At 43.5% G+C, this 25,342-nt stretch carries 18 protein-coding genes and 2 pseudogenes; 10 read left to right on the forward strand and 10 right to left on the reverse strand.

All coding sequences use genetic code 11. The features are described from left to right. Window positions 1–433 precede the first annotated feature (433 nt). The 5 genes and pseudogenes from istA to I4V84_RS19765 all read left to right on the forward strand — a co-directional run. The gene (gene istA, locus I4V84_RS02415) at window positions 434–1,957 is read left to right on the forward strand and encodes an IS21 family transposase (protein ID WP_195991176.1); all 1,524 of its coding nucleotides are present in this window, start codon (window positions 434–436) and stop codon (window positions 1,955–1,957) included. Beyond that, window positions 1,950–2,711 carry an IS21-like element helper ATPase IstB gene (gene istB, locus I4V84_RS02420; RefSeq protein ID WP_195991177.1) on the forward strand — a complete coding sequence of 254 codons (762 nt, stop codon included), beginning with the start codon at window positions 1,950–1,952 and terminating at the stop codon, window positions 2,709–2,711. Before istA ends, istB begins: the two co-directional genes overlap by 8 nt. A gap of 17 nt (window positions 2,712–2,728) precedes the next feature. Next, window positions 2,729–3,169, forward strand: a complete 441-nt coding sequence (locus I4V84_RS02425) for a hypothetical protein (protein ID WP_195991178.1) — start codon at window positions 2,729–2,731, stop codon at window positions 3,167–3,169. Window positions 3,170–3,178: 9 nt separating this feature from the next. Beyond that, window positions 3,179–3,550 carry a hypothetical protein gene (locus I4V84_RS02430; protein ID WP_195991179.1) on the forward strand — a complete coding sequence of 124 codons (372 nt, stop codon included), beginning with the start codon at window positions 3,179–3,181 and terminating at the stop codon, window positions 3,548–3,550. 238 nt (window positions 3,551–3,788) lie between these two features. Continuing rightward, window positions 3,789–3,920 (forward strand): annotated as a pseudogene (locus tag I4V84_RS19765) (transcriptional regulator); the annotation flags it as partial. 354 nt (window positions 3,921–4,274) lie between these two features. On the opposite strand, the gene I4V84_RS02435 reads toward I4V84_RS19765, so the two are convergent. From I4V84_RS02435 to I4V84_RS02480, 10 genes are all read right to left on the reverse strand, one after another. Then, a complete protein-coding gene (locus tag I4V84_RS02435) occupies window positions 4,275–6,053 on the reverse strand; it encodes a DUF262 domain-containing protein (protein WP_118582921.1) in 1,779 nt (592 codons plus the stop codon). 348 nt (window positions 6,054–6,401) lie between these two features. Further along, a complete protein-coding gene (locus I4V84_RS02440) occupies window positions 6,402–6,701 on the reverse strand; it encodes a type II toxin-antitoxin system RelE/ParE family toxin (RefSeq protein ID WP_195991180.1) in 300 nt (99 codons plus the stop codon). A 1-nt stretch (window position 6,702) separates the two neighbouring features. Further along, window positions 6,703–6,951 (reverse strand): type II toxin-antitoxin system prevent-host-death family antitoxin, encoded by a 249-nt coding sequence (locus I4V84_RS02445; protein ID WP_005610763.1) that lies wholly within the window; start codon window positions 6,949–6,951, stop codon window positions 6,703–6,705. A gap of 177 nt (window positions 6,952–7,128) precedes the next feature. Next, window positions 7,129–7,704, reverse strand: a complete 576-nt coding sequence (locus I4V84_RS02450; protein ID WP_195991181.1) for an ATP-binding cassette domain-containing protein — start codon at window positions 7,702–7,704, stop codon at window positions 7,129–7,131. An 808-nt stretch (window positions 7,705–8,512) separates the two neighbouring features. Then, window positions 8,513–10,348 (reverse strand): AAA family ATPase, encoded by a 1,836-nt coding sequence (locus I4V84_RS02455; protein WP_116444110.1) that lies wholly within the window; start codon window positions 10,346–10,348, stop codon window positions 8,513–8,515. Between the two features lie 15 nt (window positions 10,349–10,363). Continuing rightward, complete coding sequence (locus I4V84_RS02460) at window positions 10,364–11,233, reverse strand: DNA adenine methylase (RefSeq protein ID WP_116444111.1); 870 nt, start codon at window positions 11,231–11,233, stop codon at window positions 10,364–10,366. 110 nt (window positions 11,234–11,343) lie between these two features. After that, window positions 11,344–11,694, reverse strand: coding sequence for a DUF6061 family protein (locus I4V84_RS02465; protein ID WP_173718452.1), 351 nt, complete (start codon window positions 11,692–11,694; stop codon window positions 11,344–11,346). A gap of 21 nt (window positions 11,695–11,715) precedes the next feature. Continuing rightward, a complete protein-coding gene (locus I4V84_RS02470) occupies window positions 11,716–13,335 on the reverse strand; it encodes a plasmid recombination protein (protein WP_195991182.1) in 1,620 nt (539 codons plus the stop codon). 269 nt (window positions 13,336–13,604) lie between these two features. Next, window positions 13,605–13,838, reverse strand: coding sequence for a complexin-2 (locus I4V84_RS02475; RefSeq protein WP_118202767.1), 234 nt, complete (start codon window positions 13,836–13,838; stop codon window positions 13,605–13,607). 123 nt (window positions 13,839–13,961) lie between these two features. After that, window positions 13,962–14,747 (reverse strand): AAA family ATPase, encoded by a 786-nt coding sequence (locus I4V84_RS02480; RefSeq protein WP_195991183.1) that lies wholly within the window; start codon window positions 14,745–14,747, stop codon window positions 13,962–13,964. 3 nt (window positions 14,748–14,750) lie between these two features. Between I4V84_RS02480 and I4V84_RS02485 the strand changes: the two are divergent. The 5 genes and pseudogenes from I4V84_RS02485 to srtB form a co-directional block, all read left to right on the forward strand. Continuing rightward, window positions 14,751–16,178: pseudogene (locus tag I4V84_RS02485) on the forward strand (VirB4-like conjugal transfer ATPase, CD1110 family); the annotation flags it as partial. Between the two features lie 35 nt (window positions 16,179–16,213). Then, window positions 16,214–18,886 (forward strand): CD1108 family mobile element protein, encoded by a 2,673-nt coding sequence (locus I4V84_RS02490; protein ID WP_195991184.1) that lies wholly within the window; start codon window positions 16,214–16,216, stop codon window positions 18,884–18,886. Window positions 18,887–18,904: 18 nt separating this feature from the next. Further along, the gene (locus I4V84_RS02495; RefSeq protein ID WP_195991185.1) at window positions 18,905–19,150 is read left to right on the forward strand and encodes a DUF4315 family protein; all 246 of its coding nucleotides are present in this window, start codon (window positions 18,905–18,907) and stop codon (window positions 19,148–19,150) included. Then, window positions 19,140–20,351: a DUF4366 domain-containing protein gene (locus I4V84_RS02500; RefSeq protein WP_195991186.1), complete on the forward strand. Its 1,212-nt coding sequence runs from the start codon at window positions 19,140–19,142 to the stop codon at window positions 20,349–20,351. Before I4V84_RS02495 ends, I4V84_RS02500 begins: the two co-directional genes overlap by 11 nt. A 38-nt stretch (window positions 20,352–20,389) precedes the next feature. Beyond that, a complete protein-coding gene (gene srtB, locus I4V84_RS02505; protein WP_195991187.1) occupies window positions 20,390–25,303 on the forward strand; it encodes a class B sortase in 4,914 nt (1,637 codons plus the stop codon). Window positions 25,304–25,342 lie beyond the last annotated feature (39 nt).

Genomic DNA, 25,342 nt, shown 5'->3' on the forward strand with positions numbered 1-25,342 from the left:
TTACTCAAATTTTCTTAACCGTCGGCGCCTGAACAGTCACATTTGATATTTATATTCTAAAATGATTGATCATCTTTGTCATTGGTTATATGATTCAACTACTAATACCTTTTTCGTTATTTTTAACCCGATTATGTTTTTTGCAAGACCTTTTTGCAATTTTATGCAAAAAGGTCTTGCAAAAAACAGACCACTCGCCACTTCCCAGTGACATTATCTTTGTAAATACTCATACAAATTCTCCTCTCTTTCTCTTACATTTCGCTGTAACATACTTTTTTGCGGAAATAATTAGTGTTTACTCTGCCAACTACCGTATGTTGATTTATACTTAAAACTGACCCAGTTTTAACGAGGAAAATTGACCCACCTGATAGCAAACGATACACTTCTCTCTGTATGCACCAATACAAGAGAGGAGGTTTGAAAGAAGGTGTATGATTTGCAAGATTGGGCAGCTGTTCAGCGAGTTTATAAACAGACAAGATCAAAACGGGCAACTGCAAAAATACTTGGAATGTCCAGAAATACTGTCAGGAGTCTTTTAGAAGAAAAAGAAGCACCGGTGTATAAACGGACAGTTTATAAGAGCAAGATTGATGGTTTCAAAGAACAGATCATCGAATGGCGATGCGAACCGTTTCTTTTCAATGGAACACGGATTTTTAGAGAATTGAAAGCAAGAGGTTATACAGGAAGCATTGGCCCTGTTTACCGGTATCTGTCAAAAATTGAAGAGGATATCAAAGACCACATCAGTTCCAAAGCTACTGTAAGGCATGAAAGCCCTCCGGGAGATCAGGCTCAGTTCGACTGGTCACCTTATAATGTCCCTGTTGATGGCGTGATCATAACTGTTTACTGTTTTTCAATGATACTTTCAGCATCCAGAAAGAAAGCAGTCTGTTTTTCTTTAAAGGCAGATGCGGCAGCCATTTATGAAGCAATTCAGGAACTGTTTGAAGATCTTGGTGGAGTAACACTGGAGCTTTTGATCGATAATCCAACAGCATTGGTCATCGAAAATAATCCAAGGAACGAAATGGAGATCCGTTATAATCCCCATGCCCTGCTTATGGCAAGACATCTGGGAACAGAACTTAATGCATGTCCCTGCTACTGGCCGCGCAAGAAAGGAAAGATCGAGAGACCCTTCAACTATATCGAAGAACAATTCATAAAGGGAAACCACTTTGCTTCAATGGAAGATCTGAATCGTCGTGGAAAAGATTTCGTTGAGTCCTGGTGTAATGAAACACACACAACGACCAAAAGAATTCCAAACATACATTATCTTCAGGAAGAACGGGATCTGTTGCTGCCATTGCCAGACCGTCGTTATCGACTGAAGGAATTGGAAAGCAGGATCATCAGTCCTGACTGTTATATCAGCATTGGCGGAAATAAGTATAGCGTTCCTGATATCTTTGCAGCCAAAACCATGTATTTCAGGATCATCTATGGGTTCAGAATCGAGCTTTATGACAGAAAAAAGAACTATGTCATGAAATTGGAAGCATCACGTAACAAGCATGAAATCCTGACAAATTCGGAGCACTATAAAAATGTAGCACCAAAGGCGCCAACATCGATTCCGCAGATACGAAGGGAATTCACTGCCAGATACAGCAATGGTCTGGCTTATCTGGAAGCAGCCGGGAAAAAGTTTGACCAGCCCACACATTACGCAAGAAAGATCATGTTGCTCGAAGAACTTTATGATACAGATACCCTCAATCGTTTTATTGGATATGCAATACAGCATGATTCTATGGACATCCTGTCATTTAAAGAACTGCTCAAAGCTTACAATGCAGGCCGGCTGTCTCTTCCTGAGATATCTGAACAGAGAACGGAAGTTCTGTGTAAAACCGGAGAATACCGTGACGATGATTCAAAACTTTTGCGGGATCTGGATTACTATGAACAGAATGTAGGAGGAACGGTAAATGCCTAGTGAAACAAGTGTTGTAAACGCAGCTTATATAGAAGCCAGAATGAAACAGTTTAAACTGGTCGATATGCGCGAACAATATCAGGAACTTATACGTGTAGCTTCAGAACAGTCTATGACGTATGAAGATTTCCTGATCATGCTGTTACAAGCGGAGGAAACAGGAAAGAAACGCCGACAGGCTGAACGCCTGACAGATGCAGCTAATTTCGACTCTGATAAACGGCTGTCTGACATTGATTACCGCTCCAATCCAAACCTGGATGCGGATAAAATTCAATCTTTGGGCAGACTTGAATTTATGGATAACCATGAAAATATCATAATCATTGGGCCGCCGGGAGTCGGTAAAAGTATGATCGCCACCGGGATTGGCCGGAATGCATGTGAAGCCGGATATAAGGTTCTCTTTGTGAATGCAAAAGAACTGGTCGATCAGCTGTATGAGGATATGCAGAAAGGATATCTGAAAGAAACTCTGAAACAGATCAGTAAGATTCCGCTTTTGATCATCGATGAACTGTCATATTTAAAAATGGATAAAGAAAGAGAGAGCCTTTTCTTTCAGATCATTCGCCAAAGATATGAAAAAAGCTCCCTCATTATCACCACAAACCTGCCCATGGGCAGATGGGATGAACTATTCACCGGCAAGCTGGCCGCTGCAGCGATCCTTGACCGCCTGGTCCATCATTGCCATGTCATAAGTATAACGGGTGACAGCTATCGTGTCAAAGGTCCAAAAACTGAGTATTAAAAAAGGAAGGCATAGAAATGAGTATAAAAATCACACCGGATAAATATCCGCAGATCATAGAAGTTTACAATACAGAGGGAAAAACAGCCGCCTATGACCTAATGCGAAGCTGTTATGAGATCAAAAATCCAACTTGTGTTATGAAAAGGATGAAAGCAGACAAGAGTCTTGGATATAACTATGATACTGACCGTTTTGAATCAGACAGCCGTAAGGAAGATGATATATTTTTAAATTTAGAGATGCTCTGTGAAAATAAAATCGAAACATCTGACCGATCTAAAGGAGCTATAAATCGAAATGACCGTATAAAAGCCATGGAGAACATGGTACATTCCCTGATCAGTGACCGGTTACTGGAACTCAGTAAGTATGTATTGCTGGATCCAATCGGCAAAAGAATACTGATCGATAAAAGTTCAATGCAGACTGACGGATATCAGGTGCTCATTAATTAGGAGGCAGATATGAGATTTAGAAAAAATGTGCCTGCGGAGCACAGAGAATTCCTGCAGGAACAGTTAAAACAATACAAAAAAGAAATAACCATGTCGAAAGATGAGTTACGTGAATTAGAAAAATGGGTAGCCAGTGGACGAAGCCCCTATGATAACGGAGACTATATTTATAGCGAAAACGGATGCCCAATGGACTTTGTCAGCGCAATGCGTTTCCAGGATGAAATGTATGAATGGCGGATGAGTCTTTCAGAAGAAGAACGAGAACAAGAATTAAGGGAGCTTCGCGGGGATTATGATACTGTTTCAGACAGCATAATCATAAATACTGAATGGAGTGATCCGGTAATGGATCCGGATGCTGAACTTCCGTTCAGCTGATGCGCTTGACGGGTCAATTCACAGTGTAAAAAATCAGATTTACATACAGAAATGACCCACTTGAAAATCAGGTGATTTCTGAATTCAGGTGGGTCAGAATTAAACGTAAAAGTGGGTCAATTTTACTTGACAATCAACACCGTAAGATAACCCAGCTTCTGTAATTCTTCATTTAGCTGTTTGACAATCTTATAAGCATAAGACTTGGAAACTCCCAGTTCCGCTGCAACTTCTTCTAATCAGCAAGGAAGAATATGATGAATGGAGATATAAGTATCCGGAACTGGATACTTACCAGAAACATGCCAAGGTACCATCTCAAGAATTGAGTGATTACCTCGTAAAAGAATTGACTAAAAAAGAAAAATAAGAGAAAAGAAAAAACCTTACCGATATTCAGTTTTTTACTTCTGAAAATCAGTAGGTTTCTTTATATACGTTATGAAATAAAATTTTTATCTTTTGAATAATCACAAAATGTTGCCATTTTGTTGCCAGTCACTAAGCAAATTTGTTTGCGACCCGCATAAATACTGGCATCTTATGATTGTGTGGATTATTCAAACTCGCAAATAAGATCTTATCACTATACACTTTTGTATAGGAATTATGGTTCTATCTGGTTTTATATGTATTCCACTGTCCTAAATCCATAGGCTGTACTGAACGGTGTTATCAATTTGTTATCAGGGGAATGTTATCAATTAATCAGCGTAGTAAGCTATTAAACAACATCTTCTACCCGAATCATGTTACCTTTTGGAAGTTCTCTCTTTAATATCTCTTTATAATAAACTGCTGCCAACCTCTCTGCTCTTCCTTCAAACATACTTTCATCCCAATCCTTATTTGCTTTTATAAACTTCTTTACCCACGCATACTGAGATTTTTGATAATAAGGAATTTTTTCTACATAACTTTTCTGTCCTGCATCACCATTTATTTTTCCTTCCAAAAGGATTAAGTTTCCTATATTCAAAGCATGATCGCCACTTGTTTCTGACAGAATATGTTCTATACTTCCATCATCCTCAAAAACATCTTTGCCACTAAGAAAACAATTTAATTTGTAAATTGCATATTTGCATTTAACATTTGTTGGCTCATCCTTTTTTGTAAAAAACAACTCTTTAAATTTTACAACAAACACATCATAACTTGGATACAATTTATTAAGTGGTATAATCAATTTTTCATCAATTACCCTGCTCGTATCTGATTTATTAGTACATTTTCGCAACGCGATAGCAAAACGAGAATATATCGTCTCCAAGTTATTTGTTCTCATTGAGCAAACTGCTGTAAATGCAAAATGGAAATTTTCTATTGTTAATATTGCTTTTTTAAACTGATCTGTAGATACTAAATTACGCTCCTTTATATCATACAATGCCAAAAGTGCTATTCTCGTTTGGACTACATTAAATGTTTTATTCATAGTGCTTAATGATTGAACTAGCCAAAAATATTCTTTACGATTATTATAATCTTCTCTTCTGGGATTTATGATCTTCATATAATTCTTGGCATTTAAAAGAAGATCCTCTAAGAAATTACGATAAAGTGTCTCATTTTTGACAATTGTTTTATTGAAACTATCATAAAGTACACTCGCATTACACCTTTTGTACTTAGATATCCAATAGTGTCTGAAAAACGTAGCCATCCCAACGGTTTCTGAACCTGAATTCAAAGTCGTCTTAATATCATTCCAGCATTCTTCAGCAAATGTTCCATTAACTCCATCTTTTAATTCTTCGAATATTTTATTCTTTATCAAATCAATATATGCTAGCCTTTTTCCTTTAGCATTTAATATTGCAAATATCCTATTTGCTTGATCTTTATCTCCTGCCGCAATTGATATAAATGTACAGTCCAAAACTTGATCTCGTAATGCTTTTAAAATATCCACATATGAGATTGAATTAACTATATCATCTCCCATTCGCTTTTTTAACAATTTTTTCAATGAATTTTCAGATGTTTGTTGTAAAAAAAATTCATATGTCTCTTGTATACAATTTTCTTCTTCTGTGCTTGGCTCCGTCTTGATCTGTTTTTCTCTATCTTGAATATAATATACAAAATATGGATAACTACTTTTACTTTGCAAAACACGTACTTCTTCACCATTATCATCCGTTGTCATAATGTAATTAAACAATTGCTTACTAAGAGTATCTTCTCCTAATTCACGAAAGCGATCTGACAATACTGAAAACAAAATGGTTATAGTCGTTAAGCGTTGTTGTCCATCAACAACTTCTATTGGCTTATCTGGTTTCTCGGCAAAATTCCCCACAAAAAGCATTGTTCCTAAAAAATATTGATCATCGCTTATTGTTCCATTTGATGCCACCAAATTATTCATCATATCTTCAAAGAATTCTTGATAATTCTTTTTGTCCCAGGAATATTCCCTCTGAAATCTTGGAATCACAAACTGGCATCCAGACTTCAATAAACTACGTATATTTTTTTCATCTGGTTTAAAATTCATCCCTTACCTCCGTCATATACTATCAATTTATATAACACACTATATTATTGTAACCAATGAACCTCTTACAAAATCTGTCAGATATGAAAGACACATAATTTCTTTTTTATCAAACGAACGCTTTTCTGGTGCAAGTGCTCTCCGTTTTCTCAAATCAAGAATAATATCGACCATTTCATTAAAGATCATAGCTCAGATTAGTTGTGTGATTCCACAATGCAAACCCGCAAGCAAAGCCTTATCGTTATATATTTTTGTATAGGTGTTATAGTTCTATCTGGTTTTGTATGTGTTCCATTGTCCTAAGTTCACAGATTGTACTAAACGGTGTTATTAAGATACTGTTTATCAATCAAAGATTCTCGTAATATCCTGATACCGGTTAATTACACGATAAATCTCTACATACTCACTGCCCACTTTATAGATAATCACATAATCTTCCCATATTGCATATTTATAATCTGTCCGAAAGCTTACCCGTTTGGAAAGATCCGCCCCCATTCCCGGAAACATCTGAAGGTTCTCAAATTTACCGTAAATTTCCTTTAGGGTCTTTGCCGCATATTCCTCATTGTCTTCAGCAATGTAATCCCGAATAGTCTTCAGATCCTTTGCAACAATCGGGTTAATCCGCAATTCTAACATCTTATTCCCCCACAAGTGCCTTCAGTTCATCCAAATCCAGCCATCCTTCGCCGTCTTTCACTGCTTCTTCGGCTTCCTGCAGCTTCATCAAAAGCTTCTTTTCCGCACGATCACGTTCATAATCTTCAAAATCCATAACCACAAAACGTCCTCTACCATTCTTGGTAAGATATACAGGCTCGCCTTTGTGGCAGTTCTTCAGGACTTCGTTATAATTTCTCAAATCAGATACTGGTAAAATACTTGCCATATTTTTTCAGCTCCTTCCTTGATTTTATATTGTTTCTGCTACTTATATTATACACAAAAAGCTGTAAAATTCAACGTGAATTTTTACAGCTTTTTTATTTAAGTGATAATCCAGACTTTGTTGTTACAGAATTCCGAATAACGAATAAATAAAATATCATTCTTTATTGAGTATTAACTACATTTTCACCAGTTTAGTAGAAAGCGTCTCCTTAAACTTAACATCATGTTCTACAAGCAACATCGTCGGGGCATAATGCATTAACAATTTTTCAATCTGCATTCTGGAAAAAACGTCAATATAATTCAGCGGCTCATCCCATATGTAGATATGCGCCGGTGTGAGCAGACTGGACGCTATCAGAACCTTCTTTTTCTGTCCCTCTGAAAATTCTATCATATCCTTACCAAACTGTACTCTTGAAAAATCAAGTTGTCTTAAAAGTGTCAGTAAAAGTGTATAATCAATATCATTTTTTTCTGCATAAGCTTTTAAAGTTCCTCTCAGATGAGAAGTATCCTGACTGATATACGAAATCTTAAGGCCGCTTACTACCGATAGAGTTCCTGTTGTTTCATAGTTCAACTCTCTTTCAGCTTTTCCGTTTACCTGTGCCATAATTGATTTTATAAGACTCGACTTTCCACACCCATTATTTCCATCTAAAAACACCCTTTCCCCCTGCACCATTTCAAACGATATATTTTTTACAGAAGGCTCTTTTGCATCCTTGTAACAAAGTGAAAAATACATAATTATCCTCCTTGCTCTGTATTTGTTCTTTCAAAATACATATGGGATAAAATATCGTGTATTACTAAATCAGTTATGAAGTTTTTTGTTTTTTGGGAAAAATGGATATATTTTCAGAACAAAAATATCCTTTTTAGATATAAGAATTTACTCAACGATTTGTTTCATAATATCTTTTGGCTACAAAAAGTGTATCACGAAAGTAAAAAAAGAGCCGACCCCCCCTATTTTAGAGGGATTCGAGCAAAAATTGTGTCAAAGGGCAATCTCTTTTATTCTGTTTTGGGGCAAAGTTTTCATTCTCTTGATACACGAATCTTCATCAAAAATCATGAAACTTTTCCTCCTGAAACCAATTCCCTTTGACTTCCCTTTTCCTCAGATTTTGTTTTTCTCTGATTTCAGGTTTCCTCATAAAATTCAAATTTTATATCGCTTTTAGTACCTCTAAAAGCCCTTAAAATAAGGCTTTTCTCTACTTTCAGAATCTCCAAAAACTGCTGCCAAATAGCTACAAACAGACTTTTGATAAAAAAAAGACCCTGACAGTCTGGATATTCCAGACCATCAAGGTCATTCTTTATTCTAACTTATTTTTCATGTTTTCACAGGATGATACTTTTGCCCTGAAACTGGATAAAAGCCTTTGCCCTGTGATAAATTGTTCTACTCAAACTCTTGGGCGGAGAGATTTATCTGGCTGTTTCTTGGTACACATTTGTGCATTTTATTCTTCATATTCATCTTATTTCGCATTTTTGTGTACCTCATCTAAAATTTTTAGAGCCAAAATGGAGTCACGTACTTCTTACGAATATCTATTTGCTAAAGTTATTGGCCAAGTCATATCGAATGCTTTTTTGATATTTTCTATAAACTGTAATAGTTCTTCTACTGTCCTATAATCTGAATAATAATATGTTACAATATCCGATGTCTGAATAAATTTCCATACTTCTGTCGAAGATACTTCTTTAAATATATCCTTCAAATTATCATTATTAAAATCATTCGGCAAATTTGCAAACAAATTCTTTATTTTATCTGTTGTATATAGAGCAGTTTCTTCCTTCATATCCATTGATCTCCAAAAATCATAATTATCAAGTGGTGCATTTGTTACTCCATATATAATTCTATACAAAAATGATTCTGGTGCAAAATAATCTGGGAAGAAACATATGTTTTGAGGATGTCTCCGATCATTCAGATACAATTTCTTTTGATCATATTTTTCCTTCAAGAAATCTCTTATTTTAGGTTTTTGAGATGGTTCTTTATATCTTGCATCCCCATCTAGAACAAAAATGACTCTCTTAAAATATGAATCTACCTCACATATTTTTATTAATTCTTCGCATCCCAATATAGTTGGTATTTGGTTGATTTTTTCTTCAAAATCTTCCATACCCTTTAATACTCGAATTCTATCATTGATAGTAGCATAATCTTTCACATCTGAGCTATGCCTCAAATATGGGTCATCAACATTCTCCCTGATAGTGTTTAAAATATTTCTAAATGCTTTGAATAATAATCTAAATAATTCTTTTCCAACTGGATCTTCAAAATATATTCTTACTTTAGGCTTATCAAAACTTAAGCTACCAAACATATCTGCTTCTAATAATTCATATGAATTACTATCAGATACATATGGAGCCATTGGATTTTTTATGTAAACAACTTTATAGTCTAAATTATTCTTATTTTCCTTCTTTATTGTCTCTTTTAATACCGATAATGAATGAGTACTCACAACAAATTGAATTGATAACTCATCTGATAATTTATCAAATAAATTCAGTAATCTAATTTGAGTATCAGGATGCAACGAGACATCAATTTCATCTATACACAATAATGCCCCATCATATCCATCCTGCATTGATAATACATAAATATCTACCAAGGCACTTATAATATTTCCTATATTGTCCTGACCAATAGACTGCGACAATGTAGGTGTATTTAATAAATCCATATGTAAAGATGCTCTAGAACAAGCATTTTTCTCTACAACAGTCAATGATGCATCACTAACTATAGAGTTTGGTATGATATAGTTGTACCATTCCTTATATTTTTCATCTGCCTTCGTTTTATAAAACGTATTATTTTTGTTTATCTTTGATATTTTTACAGTATCCTTTCGTTCACCCAAAGGATATAATCTAGATAAACTCAAATAAATTGTAGGTATTTTTACTCTTCCATCTGCACCTACTCCATAATTGTGCTTTGCTTGATCCGCAGCCACTTTATTCGTGCAGTTTTCTAACCCAACATTAGAAGTTCTTGGGATAATTCTAATACCTCTTCCAAATTTTGTATCATTCTTAAATGCAAGTCTTTTTGTAAAAGCGTCAGTTCCATTACTATCTTTATAAGTCAAATATAATTTATAATCCTCATATGATTCATCTGGATCAATATTAAAAAAGTCTGTGAATTCTGGCTGAAAATTACTTCCTAACATCGACTTAGAACTTACTCCTGAACTCGATGCTATTAGCGATAAAATATTGGATTTGCCCACACCATTTTGTCCACTGACAACAGTTATTTTTCGACCTAAATCAAAAGAAGTGTCCCGAAAGTTTCTAAAGTTTTCAATATAAAAATGATATGGTCTTATCCTCATGTACTTTAATCTCCTTTATCGTAAATTCACACAAATTCCACTCTGTTGCATCTGGCTATCCGTTGGTATCATATCCAGACGTCTAAATATTATAATTTCACTTGCTTTTCTCTTTACAGCCGCACTATAGTTCAAATCAAACCTTTTCAAAATATGATTTTGGTAAATATCTGCAATTTCCTTAACATCATCATATGTAATAACCCAATCACAATTAACATGATTATCTATCATTCTTTCGATTCTTACATGATCATCATATGAAAAAAAATTCAAATACAATTGTTTTCCCTTACCAAAATATGGAGGATCAAAGTACACAAATGCATTATGCTGATATCTAGGCAAATAATTTTGAATAAAAGAATTAACATCTTTATTATACAAATGGATGTGGTTTTTTCTTTTTGCAATTTTTATAATACGTTCAATTAAGGCTTCTCTATTAAACCTAGCATCCATTCTCCAATTACCATTCTGTTCTGTACCTCCAATTACTCCACCTTTTATTATTCCCGATCTATTCGTTCTATTCAAATAGAAAGTTGCAAAACCAAGTTCATAACTATATCGATTACAATTATCTATCACTTGTCGCTGCCTGTTCCATTCATCAATAGTTAATTCTACATTTCGTATATCATTTATAAATCTATCTGTTTCTGAAAGAATTGCTCTCCAAAATGAATAAATTCCTTTATCCAAATCGTTGATAACTATATCATTCACAATTTCCTTTTCTAATAATTCTAATGCAATTCCCGCACCGCCAGCAAAGGGTTCCACATAAGTTCCGCCCAAATGTCCTGTTTGTCGAATCAATAGCTCCATAAACGGCTCTAATTTTCCTTTACCTCCTGGATATCTCAATGGAGAATAAAACATGATATAACCTCCTTTCCGTCAAACTATTATTTTATCTAATATCATATTGATTTTTATCCAATTTTACATTTAAAGTATACAACATTATATTCAAAACATCTATATTTATTTCAACTCTCATACCTAAAGAACTCCCTAGCCATCATCTCCGCAGTATCCCGGTTATACCCCTTTTTCAGATACCCCTGCACAATCGTCCCAAACATTCCCTTAACCATATCATCCTCAATATCACAATATGCCTGCATCTCCCCAGACAAAGCCATTACCACATACTCTATTGGCTTGTTATCCAACAACCTATGCAGCTTCGCCAGTGACTGCTCCGTTGTCCTCAGAGCAGCTTCCACTTCTTCACACTTTATCCGCAACATATTTCCATCTGTAAACCACACCTCAACATAGCCGTTATCCATGTTATAAGCACATTCCACGATATTATCCATTCGATTATCTTTCATCTCATCAATCCATCCTTCCCATTATCTTGTCCCATAAGACCTGTCATATCGCCTTATCTGCTGCTCTGTACGCTCCTGTTCCTTTACCTTACGAATAATCGTATCAATCTGCTCTGCACCGGCATATCTCTTCACACGCTCCAGATCATCAGCCTTTTCCTGCAACAGCTCTGTCCTATCACTCATATCCTTAATCTTGCCCTTGTAAAACTCCACATCATCTGACAATCTCTTCTTTTCCTTTCGAAGCTGTATTACTTCCTCTTTTAGCCTTACACACTGGATTGTCAGATTCTTTATCAGTGTTTTAAGCTTGTTCACAAATGGCATGACTACCTTATCCCGAAATGACTTAGCACTTGCAAATGCTCCCGGTTCCGGCAATTGCCACTCCGATGCTTCATCATACTTTCTTACATCACGCTGTAATAACTGCTCCGACTGCACTATCTGCTCTATATGGCTCTTAAGCTCATTCTGTTGCTTTTCAAGTTGAACATTATTCTGTTGCAAATCATTGTATTTCTGTCTTAATACCTGATTATCAGATTTCAATGAATCATTCCTTTGCTCCAGAGTGTGATTGTCATCAGATAACTGATCATTCACATTCTTCAATTTACTATTCGTATATTGTAAATCTTCATGCCGTTGTTCCAGTTCTTCATTATCTGTCTGCAACTGTAACTGCTTTTGCTTCAAATCATGATTTTCCATGCGAAGTCTGTCCTTGTGGCTTTCAAGCCTTGAATTTTCCATTCTCAAATCCTTATTACCTGCAAGCAATACTTCCTTCTCCTGTTGTGCTGTAATTCTCTCCTCGTTTGCTTTCTGTGTAGCTTCTTCTGCCAGTTCTTTTTCAGTTGTAGCATTCTTTAATTCCTGTTTCTTTACAGAAACCTCTTCTCCAAGCTGTGCAACCACCGAAGATATTTCCCGCTTCTGACTATCCAATTCAGCTACTTCCCTTACCCGCTCTTTCTTTTCAAATTCAAGCACCGACAAATGTTTCTCATGTGTACCCTTTTGCAGCCATTCCACACCATATCGCTCCATTACAGCTGCAAGCTCCTGTTTCTCTGATGCAATCCACTGATTTAATTCTGTTGCACCCCTTGTACCACCAGCAAATCCTTCTGCTGCCAGTGCAGATTTTAATGATACCCTTGTATCAAGTCCTCGCTTACTTCCTGTAATATATGGTACGAAATCAATATGCAAATGTGGTGTTTCCTCATCCATATGCAGATGTGCCGAGAATACATATAAATTGGGATTTCTTGCCTGAAACTCGTTCATAAATTCCGTTAAAATCTTTTTTGCCAGCACTCCGTCCTCACTTCTGGCATTCATATCATCCTTGTTCCCAATCTGAAATATTACTTCATGAAACAACTTTTCCTGCTTGCCTCGTCTGATTTTCTCATAGTAATCATCAATCATGCGATCTTTCCGTTTCTGTTTTGCATTATATCGTTCCCGTGCTTCATCAAACAATTTATGATAAACCTGCTTAATATCTTCCTGGCAAAATTCCACATTATCAGCACTTCTGTTTTTATCTACATTCTTAGCTGTAAATGCTCTGGTATTATGGTTCACAGAACCTTTTCCGATCATTGCACTTATCGTTCTCTCCATAGGCAATCTTCCCCTTTCTTTTATCTGTCATATTAGCGCCGGATACGGCGCAGGCTTTGTTACTTTCGCCGAAAGTAACGCAAAAGCACTTTTGACACCTGCGGCATCAAAAATGCAACCTGACTTGTCAGGTTTTGCGCCCTGCCGGGAGCTTTTCTGCCTGCGGCAGTCAGTGTACACAAGCCTCCACTGTGTCAAGCACACCACATTTTCCTTATCGATTCTAACGGAAGCGTGACACGCAGCCGTTATATATGTTTAAGAAAAAACTACCACCGGAAGCTCTCCGGCACACCTCGTCTATCCAAATATTCCTTTCGAGCCTTTTCCTTTTCTTCTTCCGTTGGTGCAGTCTTATATTTTGTATACAATTCTCTCATTACCATTGCGTCCAGCTTCTTCTCCAGCCCCTGTTTTATCTGAGGCAACAGTTCTTCCTGTTCCAACATAAAATATCTCATTATCGCAACGAAGAGTTCTTCTGAAATCTGTACATTTTTCATATCAATCCACCATCCCTTTCCTAATTCATTCAAGACCGCAACACTGCAAAGTCTATATGCTTTGCAACCTTGCAAAGTTTATCTCCGCAATTTCTATATAGCCTGCAATGTTGCGTTCTTGTCCTATCTCTGTTTTACTGCATCCAGTTCCCAATACCACGAATTATTGATTTTCTTTGCCCGGATACCTAGTTCTTTCTTGGCATTTTCCAATGTTCTCTTTGAAATGCCCTGTTTATCAGCCATTTCAAATATTTCATTACTCTGCACCATATTAGTTGTTTCTGCCAATTCACGAAGCATTTGCTTTGCCTGTTCCAACTTATTTGCTTTTGGTGCAATACCACCAAGTACTTCATCTGCTGTAATCTCATAATCTCCCAACCAATGAAAGCCCGTTTCTGATAACATAAATGCCTTTGGATATCCAAATGACGCAAGATTATTCTTTATCTGAACAACTGCTCTTGTATTAGGTTCTCCCTCTATCCTGCCGACCAGAAGCACGCTCCTTGCTACTGCAAAGAAATCAATAGAGCCCATCTCCCTATATGCCGCTTTATTACCTGATGCTTTATTCATATGACCGATAAGAAGAATTGCACATTGATATTTCTCCGCTAATGCTCCCAGCTTCTTTGTCATATCTCTTGCTTCATTTGCCCGGTTCATATCCATACCACCACCGAGATAAGCCTGTATCGGATCTAATATCAATACTTTTGCCCTTGTCTTAGCAATTGCCTCTTCCAGCCTTTCATCTGCCATAGACAGTGATTTATCACTTTCATCAATAACAAGTATCTTTTCACAATCCGCTCCGGCAAGCTCAAGTCTTGGCTTTACTGTATCTGCCAGTCCATCCTCTGCCGTCTGATAAATCACATTTACAGACTCCTGTACATTCATATCGTTGCCACCTACGGCGAAGAAGCAAAGAATCTCTTACAGGATTTGCAGAGCCGGAATGAGCGCATGTTTCTTGTGACAGTGCTGGTGGAGAATATCGCTTCCAAACGGCAAAAGCTGTTTAATGATATTCTGTCTGCCTCCGGTATTGCGCAGAAATATAACTGTGCCCTGAAACGTCTGGACTACCAGCAGGAACAGGGGCTTATGTCCTCTCTTGCCTTAGGGTTGAACCAGATTGAAATTGAGCGTGGGCTTACGACCAGCAGCACCGCCATTTTCGTGCCGTTTACGACCTGCGAGCTGTTCCAGGAGGGCGAGGCTCTTTATTATGGTCTGAACGCATTAAGTAATAACCTGATTATGGCGAACCGCAAGAACTTAAAGAATCCAAACGGCCTGTTCCTGGGAACGCCCGGCAGCGGCAAGTCCTTCTCTGCCAAGCGTGAGATCGTCAACGTGTTCCTTTTGACGGAGGATGACATCATTATTGCAGACCCGGAAAATGAGTACGGGCCTCTGGTACAGCAGTTTGGAGCCCAGGGGCAGGTCATTGACATTTCCCCGACTTCCACCAACTATATCAATCCGATGGACATTAACCTGGACTATTCGGACGATGAAAATCCCATCACACTGAAAAGCGATTTTATCCTGTCGCTGTGTGACCTGATTATCGGCGGCAAGGAAGGGCTTTCCCCGATTGAGAGGACCATCATTGACCGCTGCACAAGGCTTGTGTACCGGGATTACCTGCAGGACCCCCGCCCGGAGAATATGCCGGTTCTGGGAGACCTATATGAGCTTCTTTTGAAGCAGTCTGAACCGGAGGCGCAGAATATCGCTACGGCGCTGGAAATCTACGTCAATGGTTCCCTGAATGTGTTCAATCACCGTTCCAACATTGACATGAATAACCACCGGGTACTCTGTTTCCAGCTCAAATCTCTGGGCAAGGCCCTGAAAGAGATCGGGCTTCTCATTATGCAGGATGCCGTGTGGAACCGTGTTACCGCCAACCGCTCGAAGCACAAGACGACCTGGTTCTATATCGACGAATTCCATCTCCTTTTGAAAGGGCAGACCGGAAGTTTCAGCGTGGAGATATGGAAACGGTTCAGGAAATGGGGCGGCATACCCAGCGGCCTGACGCAGAATGTGAAAGACCTGCTGGCCTCCCGTGAGATTGAGAATATTTTTGAGAACTCGGATTTTATCTACATGCTGAACCAGGCCCAGGGGGACCGGCAGATTTTGGCGAAACAGTTGGGAATTTCCCCGCACCAGCTTTCTTATGTAACCCATTCCGGTCCCGGCGAGGGGCTTCTGTTTTTCGGGAATGTGATTATCCCCTTTGTCGATCATTTTCCGAAAGACACCCTGTTATACAGCGTACTCACAACACGGCCTGATGAAGTGGCAGGTGCATAAATTCCCGAAAATAAAAATGACTGGAGGTGATAACAGTGCCGCGGGAAAAAGAATTTCAGAGGAAAAAGAAAGATACCCGGATGCCGGTCCGTGATTCCCATGCGGAGGAACGTATGGACACCCGGCAGAGCGAACAGGATTTTAACCTGCTGCGGGTCAGGGACGCCCCTTCTTCTTCGGGAACGGCCCGGAGCCGGAGGTATGAAACCGCAGCACAGCAGGCAGCGGATGATACACAGCCTTTCAAAGCGGATGTACCGCAGCAGGCGGATATTTCCATACCGGAACATTTGGAAAGCAGGGATATGGACCATGAGCCGGCACGGGCACCTGAAACACGGAATCCTCTGGAACCGGGAACTTCTGCACCGGAACCGCGCCGGAGGGATTTTAGATATGTGGATTCCTGGCGTGAGGATTCTGACAGCGGCAATTCTGATATAGGGCACTCCACGCAGGGAGAATCCAGCCAGACAGAACGCCGTTCCCGGATGCACCAGCACGGCAACAAATACCAGCAGCGTTTCCAGGAGGCGGCAAAAGCCGAGGAACCAAAGGAGAAACCACCGGAGGCAGCCGAAGGAGAACCAAAACGGCCTTCCAAGCTGGAATTTACCGCTGACGAACTCCCACCAGAGGCAAAAGATACAAAGCTCACCAAAGCCCGGAGGAAAGCGGAACGGACAGCGGAAAAACTGGAGCAGGCGGAAAACCGTCTGCCTGCCCGCCGTAAGCTGCGGATGGAAACATCTTCTGATCCTGATACGGGTAAGGCCAAAAAACGCCTGAAATTTGAAAAGGAAGTGAAATCCCAGCGGACCCATGTAAAGGGTCCGGTTCCTCTGCGCCCGGTAAAGGCCGGTGCAAACATGGCGGTTGGCTACGCCCACAAAAAAATCTACCAGGCGGAGAATGAAAATGTCGGCATTAAAGCGGCCCACCGCACCGAGCTTGTAAGCGAGTCGGGGCTGCGCATGGCATATCACAGGCATAAGACCGTGCCATACCGCAGGGTGGCAAAATTACAGCAGAAATCAGCCAGGGCCAATGCCCGGCTTGCCTACCGGCAGGCATTACAGAATAACCCGGAGCTGAAGAAAAATCTTCTTGCCCGGATGTGGCAGAAACAAAAACTAAAACGCCAGTATGCCAAGGCAGCGAGGGAGGCACAAAAAGCCGGAAAGCGGGCAAAGGACACCGCCGTTACCACGGAAAAGATCGCTGCAAGTGTGGTTCACGCTGTCAAGCGCCACCCGGTTCTATGCGGAATCGTGATCCTGCTCCTTTTGGTATTTTTCCTGATCGCTTCCTTGTTTTCTTCCTTTTCCAATATCGGAACCGGAGGGCTGGGGAGCCTTGCCGCCTCTACTTATCTGGCGGACGATGCGGACATCAACAATGCGGAGCTTATATATACCGAGTGGGAAACGGACCTGCAGATGCAGATCAACCGTGTGGAATCGGACCGGCCCGGTTATGACGAGTACCGCTATAATATCGGCCCCATTGAGCATGATCCTTATGTTTTAATGGGTTATCTCACCTCTGCGTATCAGGATTTCACCTATGCGCAGATCGAGAGTGTTCTCCGGGAGCTTTTTAACGGGCAGTATTCCTTATCCTTTTCAGAAGAAACGGAAATCCGCTACCGGACAGAGACCCATGTGGACCCGGAGACCGGCGAAGAAACCGAAGAAGAAGTGCCTTATGAGTGGCACATCTTAAATGTAACGCTTACTTCCACGCCGCTTGAAAACCTGGTGGTTTCACGCATGGACGCAGACCAGAAAGAAATCTGCGAGATTCTATTGCAGACCAAAGGAAACCGGCAGTATGTGAAAAATGTGTTTGGCACGAACTGGCTGCCCTATGTCACCAGCTACTACGGCTACCGGGTACACCCGATCAGCGGGGAAAAGAACTACCATACCGGCGTTGACATTGGGATGCCCCAGGGCACGGAGATTTTGGCCGGGCATGACGGCACGGTCACGCTGGCAGGAAACGCAGGCGGCTATGGCCTGTGCGTCGCCATTGAGGGCGAGGCTTACGAGGGGCACTCCCTTACCACCAAATACGGCCACTGTTCGCAAATCTTAGTATCTGCCGGACAGGAGGTAAAGGCCGGGGATGTGATCGCAAAGGTCGGCAGCACCGGAAACTCCACCGGGCCGCACCTGCACCTGGAGGTATTGGTTGACGGACAGTATAGGAACCCGTTGTATTTTGCCGATACCGGCGATACCAGCGAGCGGCATCTGCCGGCAACAGGCGCAGGCGGCGGAGGGAATTATTTTGACTATGATGTTCCACCGGAGGCCCTTGCGGATGAAAAATTTGCGGCCATGCTTGCGGAGGCCGAAAAGTATTTAGGTTATCCGTATGTATGGGGCGGCGCAAGCCCTTCCACTTCCTTTGACTGTTCCGGCTATGTTTCCTGGGTAGTCAACCATTGCGGCGTGGGCTGGAACTTTGGACGCCTGACCGCGAATGGGCTTTTAGACGTGTGTACGCCTGTATCAAGCGCCGATGCAAGACCCGGCGACCTGATCTTCTTCCAGGGGACCTACAATACCAGCGGCGCAAGCCATGTGGGAATCTATGTGGGTAACGGGATGATGATCCATTGCGGGGACCCGATCTCCTACGCGAACATCAACACAAGCTACTGGCAGCAACACTTTTATACATTTGGGCGTCTGCCCTGACAGATTGGAGGTAATAAATTGAACCCTAAGATTGAAAAACTGGAGAAAGAGATTGACAAGACGAAAAACAAGATTGCGGAGATGCAGGCCAGGCTCCGCGACCTGGAAAAACAGAAAACGGAGCTGGAGAACACCGACTATGTGGCGATTGCCCGCAGCTTCCATCTGACGCCCCAGCAGTTGGCCGAATTTCTGAAATCGCAGCAGGCCGCTCCGTCCGGGGATGGTCCGCTGCAGAAACAGGAGGACATGAATGAGGACTAAAAAAATCTCTCTGCTATTGGCGCTTGTGCTTGTCATAAGCGCCATCGCTTTGCCCCTGACGGCTTATGCTGCCGGGGACAAAGATACCACACCGCCGGAGCTTGCGGCTTCTCTGGACGGCGGTACGCTGAAAGTAGAAAGCAGCGACGACAATTCCGGCGTGGAGGCGGTCTTTGTGGACGGGAACCGTATCAACTCCCTGACCAATGGGACGGCTACCGTCACCTTAAAGGATTATGCCGGCACAGGAAAACAGGTAAGCGTGTATGCCCAGGATTATGCCGGGAACCGCTCAAAGACCGTGAAGTTTGAGAATCCCTATTATGAGGAACCAGCACCCACGGAGAAACCTGCTGCCACGGTACAGCAGAACCAGAACAGCGCAGCGGTGAAACCTGTGCAAGCCCAGGCTGCTTCTTCCGGCAGTACAAATACTAACGCCCAAAGCAGCAATTCCGGCAGTAATGCTTCCGGGAATAGCTCTAATGCGGGTACGAATACGGACCATACTGGCAGCAATACAGCCTCCGGCACAAATGGCGGCAGCTCCAATTCCCAGGAAGAAACGGAAACCACTTCCTCTATCCCGGATGGCGCGTTTACCCCGGAGGGAACCGGCACAGTGCTGGATGAAGCTACTGGCGAGGGTGACGATAAGCAGTTTTACACGATTACCACCGAGGCCGGAAATGTGTTCTATCTTATCATTGACGGCAAGCGGGACGACAACAACGTCTACTTCCTGAATGGTGTTACCGAAGCTGACCTGATGGCTCTGGCGGAAAAGAACGAGGGCACCATGAGCGTGATCCCGGCAGAGGACGTCTGCACCTGTACGGATAAATGCGAAGCCGGCGAAGTCAATACCGCCTGCCCGGTCTGCAAGAATGACCTCAAAGGCTGCACAGGAAAGGAAAGACCTGCGGAAACAGAGGAACCCGCACAGACCGAACCGCCGAAAAAGGACAACGGCAGCGCCGGCACGATTATCTTTATTATCGTTGCCTTGCTTGCGGTAGGCGGCGTTGGCTATTATGTAAAGATCGTCCGTCCGAAGCAGCAGGCAGAGGATGACGAAGATTTCGAGGATGACGGGTACGGCGAAGGCTTTGACCCGGATGAAGCCTATGGAGAGCCGGAATATCTCTCCGAAGATGATTTTGATGACAGAATCAATAAGGAACAGGAGGACAGCGAGTAAAGCTGTCCTTTACTATTTTAAGAAAGCGAGGATATTTCATGGAAAAAATAAATACCCATTACCGCAGCGGCGTAAAGAGGCTGTTGGCATTTCTGCTTTGCGCAGTATGCGTCTTTGGGATGATCCCTACCCAGGCGTTCGCATTTTCGCCGGGACAGAAAGCAAGCTCTTGGCTGGGCGATCAATATGTAGGGTCTGACGGACAGCATTATTATGCGCCGGCGCCTTACACCTACCTTGTTTACAATTCTGATGGAACGATGGATGTTCGCAGCAGTTCTGGGGGCAACGCTTACCGGCACTATATGCTGACAGCTTCGGACGGGAGCAGCCAGCAGGTATATTGTGTGGAAAGCGGCATTGCCTATAACACTTCCGACAATACCTATACATCGGAAAGCGGCACCAACAGCAATTACTTAAACCTGCTCCCTTCCGAGGCAAGACGGGGGATCACCCTCACGGCAATCTACGGCTGGAAACCCGGCGCCTCCCTCCCTGTGTCCGGCATTAACGAGGACGATTACAAAATGGCGACGCAGATCATCCTTTGGGAATACCAGCAGCAGCTTCGCAGCGACCCATACAGCCGGCATGGGAACGGCCATGCAGACGCCAACCAGTATTTCAGCGTGATTGCCGGACGTCCTGCGGAAAAAGCCTACAACTGGATTTTGTCACAGGTTGCCTCCCATTCCACGGTCCCCTCTTTTACTTCCACGAAGAAAAGCGAGGCACCAGAGCTGGAACTGAAATGGGACACGGAAAAGAAGATTTATACCCTGACTGTCACGGACACCAATAACCTGAAAATCGACCTGGAGACTTTGAAAGGCAGCGGCGTTTCCGTCACAAGAAGCGGGAACAAGTACACGTTCACCAGTAAGAACATGATTATGGACCCCGTCACCTTTGAATTCCGAAAGGACATCCCGGTTGCCAATGACATGCTGATCTGGGGCAGACCCGGCTACCAGACTATGATGACCGGCGCCAGCGACCCGGTTTCCTTCTTTGTAAAGATCAAGACCGAAACCTACGGCACCGCAAAGATTGTCAAGACCAGTGAGGACGGCATTGTGTCCGGGATTCCTTTCCAAATCTCCGGTACGGACATTCTGGGAAATAAAGTGGATGAAACTGTCACTACCGGAGAAAACGGGCAGATTAAAGAAAAGCTGCTGCCCGGCACCTATCTGGTGAAAGAGCTGCCGGTGGACCGTTATGTGACCCCTTCCGCGCAGTATGTCACCATTGAAAGCGGCCAGACCTCCACGGTGCATTTCAGCAATATCCTGAAAAAGTTCCGCGTCCATGCGGTAAAGAGCGACGCTGATACCGGCACCGCCCAGGGCGACGCCACCCTTGCCGGGGCGACTTATGGCATTTATAACAATGGCGAGCTGGTAGACACCTACACCACCGGGCCGGACGGCAGCTTTATGACCCGCTACTATGTCTGCGGTGATAACTGGACGGTGAGGGAGATTGATCCCAGCACCGGCTACCTCTTAAACGATACGGTCTATGAGGTGGGCGCTTCCCCGACCCTGTATGAAGTGGAACTGAATACCACGGAAAACCAGGTTACGGAAACGGTCATTTATGGAAATATCCAGCTGGTGAAGCATACGGACGACCTGGACCCGGATGTGTCCGGGGATGAAAATACGGACGAACCCAATGAGGGCGTCATTGAACGCCCGGAGGCCGGTGCGGTCTTTGAGGTTTACCTGAAGGCGGCAGGCAACTATGATGCGGCAAAGGAAAGCGAGCGTGATCTGCTCACCACCGATGGAGACGGCTTCGCTTCCTCCAAAATGCTCCCTTACGGCCATTATACGATCCACCAGGTTTCCGGCGAGGAAGGAAAAGCGTTTATCCCGGATTTTACGGTCTTTATTTCCTCCAACGGACAGACTTACAGTTATATCCTGAATAACCGCACCATTACCGCAAGGCTGCGTGTGGAGAAATGCGACGCGGAGACCGGCAATATTATCCCCATGACGGGCACCGGTTTCCAGATCAAGGACCTGTCTACCGGGGAATTTGTCACCCAGGATATTTACTATCCGAACCCGGAAACCCTTGATACCTTCTATGTATCGGATGAAGGCTGGCTGATGCTGCCGGAGCCTCTGCACACCGGGGATTATGAGCTTTACGAGGTGGCGGCGCCTTACGGGTATGTACTTTCCAGCGAGCCGGTGCCGTTTACCATTGACGGCAGCGAGGCCGTTGTCACGGTTACGCAGTACAATATGCCGCAGAAGGGGCAGCTTACCATCACCAAGACCGGCGAGGTATTCGCTTCCGTCCAGGAAAACGATGGTCTGTACCAGCCGGTGTATGAGGTCATGGGGCTGCCGGGCGCAGTCTATGACGTGATCGCGGATGAAGATATTTATACCGGTGACGGAACGCTCAGGGCGGCAAAAGATACGGTTGTGGAAACCCTTACCACCGGGGAGGATGGAACCGCCCAGAGCGGGCTTCTCTATCTGGGCCGCTACCGTCTGGAGGAACGCCAGGCGCCGGAGGGGATGGTCTTAAATACCCAGCCGGAATATGCCGAGCTTACTTATGCGGGTGAAACTGTGGAAGTAACGCAGACCGCCATCGGACTTTATGACGAGCGTCAGAAGGTGGATGTGAGCCTGTTCAAAGCACTGGAAACGGACGATCTTTTTGGGCTTGGCATGAATGAGGAATACAAAGATATTTCTTTCGGCTTGTATGCTTCCGCAGACCTGACGGCTCTTGACGGCAGCGTAATTCCGGCTGGCGGGCTTTTAGAGGTGGTTTCCGTTGACCCGAATGAGGCGGGCGGCTATGACGCTTCCTTTGCTTCCGACCTGCCTTTTGGCAGCTACTATGTGAAGGAACGCACCACAAACAACGCCTATATCCTCTCTGATACCGAATATCCGGTTGTCTTTGAGTATGCCGGCCAGGAGGCGGCGCTGGTGCAGATTCTTGTAAATGAAGGCGAGGTTGTTTCCAACGACCTGCTGCGCGGGCGTGTGGACGGCGTGAAAGTCGGCGAAAACCCGGAGGGCGGCGAAGATGTGAAGCTGTCCGGGGCACTGATGGGATTATTCAGGCCGGACACGGAAGAATTTACCGAGGAAAATGCGCTGCTTACTGTCACCACTGCCGAGGATGGCAGCTTTGCCTTTGAGAATATCCCTTACGGCCACTGGATTGTAAAGGAAATTTCCTCTCCGGCACTTTATACGGTAAGCCCGCAGCAGCACCATATCTATATCGGTGTGGACGGCCAGCGCATTGAAATCAAAGTGGAAAATACCCTGATCCGCGGCAGCGTGCAGGTGATGAAAACCGAGGCAGTAGACGAGCCTTCTTCTGTGAAGAAAGAGGACAAAGATAACAACACCTTCCTGCGTTTCCTCTACGGCGCGGTATTCGATCTGTATGAGGACGCCAACGGCAATAAGGAATTTGATTCCGAAGATACGAAGATCGGCACACTGAAAGAATCGGATGCAGGCTACCATACCGCGGAGGGCCTTCTGGCAAAGGGCTACTTTGTGAAGGAAAGCAAGGCACCGGAGGGCTACCAGCTTGACGGGAACGCCTACTACTTTGCCATCACAGAGGACGGCCAGGTTGCGGTTGTGGAAAATGGTGAGGCCGGACGGGGCTTTACCAATGAGGCGTACCGCGGGAACCTGAAGATTACAAAGGATTCCAGTGACGGGCGCAAGGATGGGTTCGCTTTTGAGGTCAAGAGCGCAGACGGCTCCTACTGTGAGACCTTTACCAGCCCAAAATCCGGCGTGATCGAGGTCAAAGGGCTGCGTGTTGGCATTTATACCGTAACGGAAATCTCCAACCGGGCAAGCAGGGACTATATCATTCCTGACGCTGCCACCGTGGAGATCAAGGCAGACGAAACCGCAACGGTCCAGTTCTTCAATGAAAAGCCGGAGAAACCGACCACCCCGGATAACCCGGATAATCCGAAAACACCGTCCAATCCGTCCACACCATCTAACCCTGATAAAGCGGTACCGCAGACTGGGGATGACAATTTCATTTTCCTGTATGGCGGGCTCCTGGCGCTGGCTGTGATTGGCGGCGGGCTGTTTGCCGCAGCCTATTTCAAAAAGGGCAAGTACAGCAGAAATACCCCAAAGAGAAAAGTTGTTGGTATTGCGGTGGTTTCCCTCTGCGGGTTGTTGGCACTTGGCAGCGGGTTTCTGATGGTACGCGACCTTAACCAGTATTCCGAGAGCGCCGGGGCCTATGAGGACATTGCTTCCCATGTAGAGCTGCCAGAGCAGACCGAAGCGCCGGAGGACGATAATACGGAAACGGAACCTGCCGGGGAGGACCCTTCTGTGGTCCTCCCCACAGTGGATTTTGATGCGCTCCGGGAAACCGGGCCGGACATCATCGGGTGGCTTACCCTTCCTGATACGGCCATTAACTACCCGGTCACGCAGACAGACGACAACGAGTATTACCTGCACCACCTGTATGACGGTACCTATAATAAGACGGGCTGCCTGTTTGCGGATTATGAAAATCAGGAGGATTTTTCGGACCGCAATACCATTATCTACGGCCACAATATGCGGGACGGCTCCATGTTCGCCACGCTGAATGAGTATGACGAACAGAGCTATTATGACGGACACCCGCAGATGTATCTTGTCACCCCTGACGGCGGCTATGTCGTGGAAATTTTCACGGCGTTTGTAGCAAAACCCAGCGAGTCCGGCAGCGACACTTCCCCCTGGAGGCTTAGCTTCAAGGATGACGGGGCCTACACCACATGGCTTTCTGAAATGGCGGGCCGTTCTGTCATTGAAACCGATGTTACGGTGACTTCCAGTGACAAGGTGCTGACCCTTTCCACCTGTACGCCCGGAGGCGCGAGCCGCTTCATTGTCATGGGAAAACTGGCGGCTGTAAACGATTAACAAGAATATGGGAAACCGGTGCGGGGGCTGTCTGCTCCC

It is taken from the genome of Ruminococcus sp. 1001713B170207_170306_F1 (genome assembly GCF_015668065.1).
In the GTDB taxonomy this organism is placed as follows: domain Bacteria; phylum Bacillota; class Clostridia; order Lachnospirales; family Lachnospiraceae; genus Blautia_A; species Blautia_A faecis.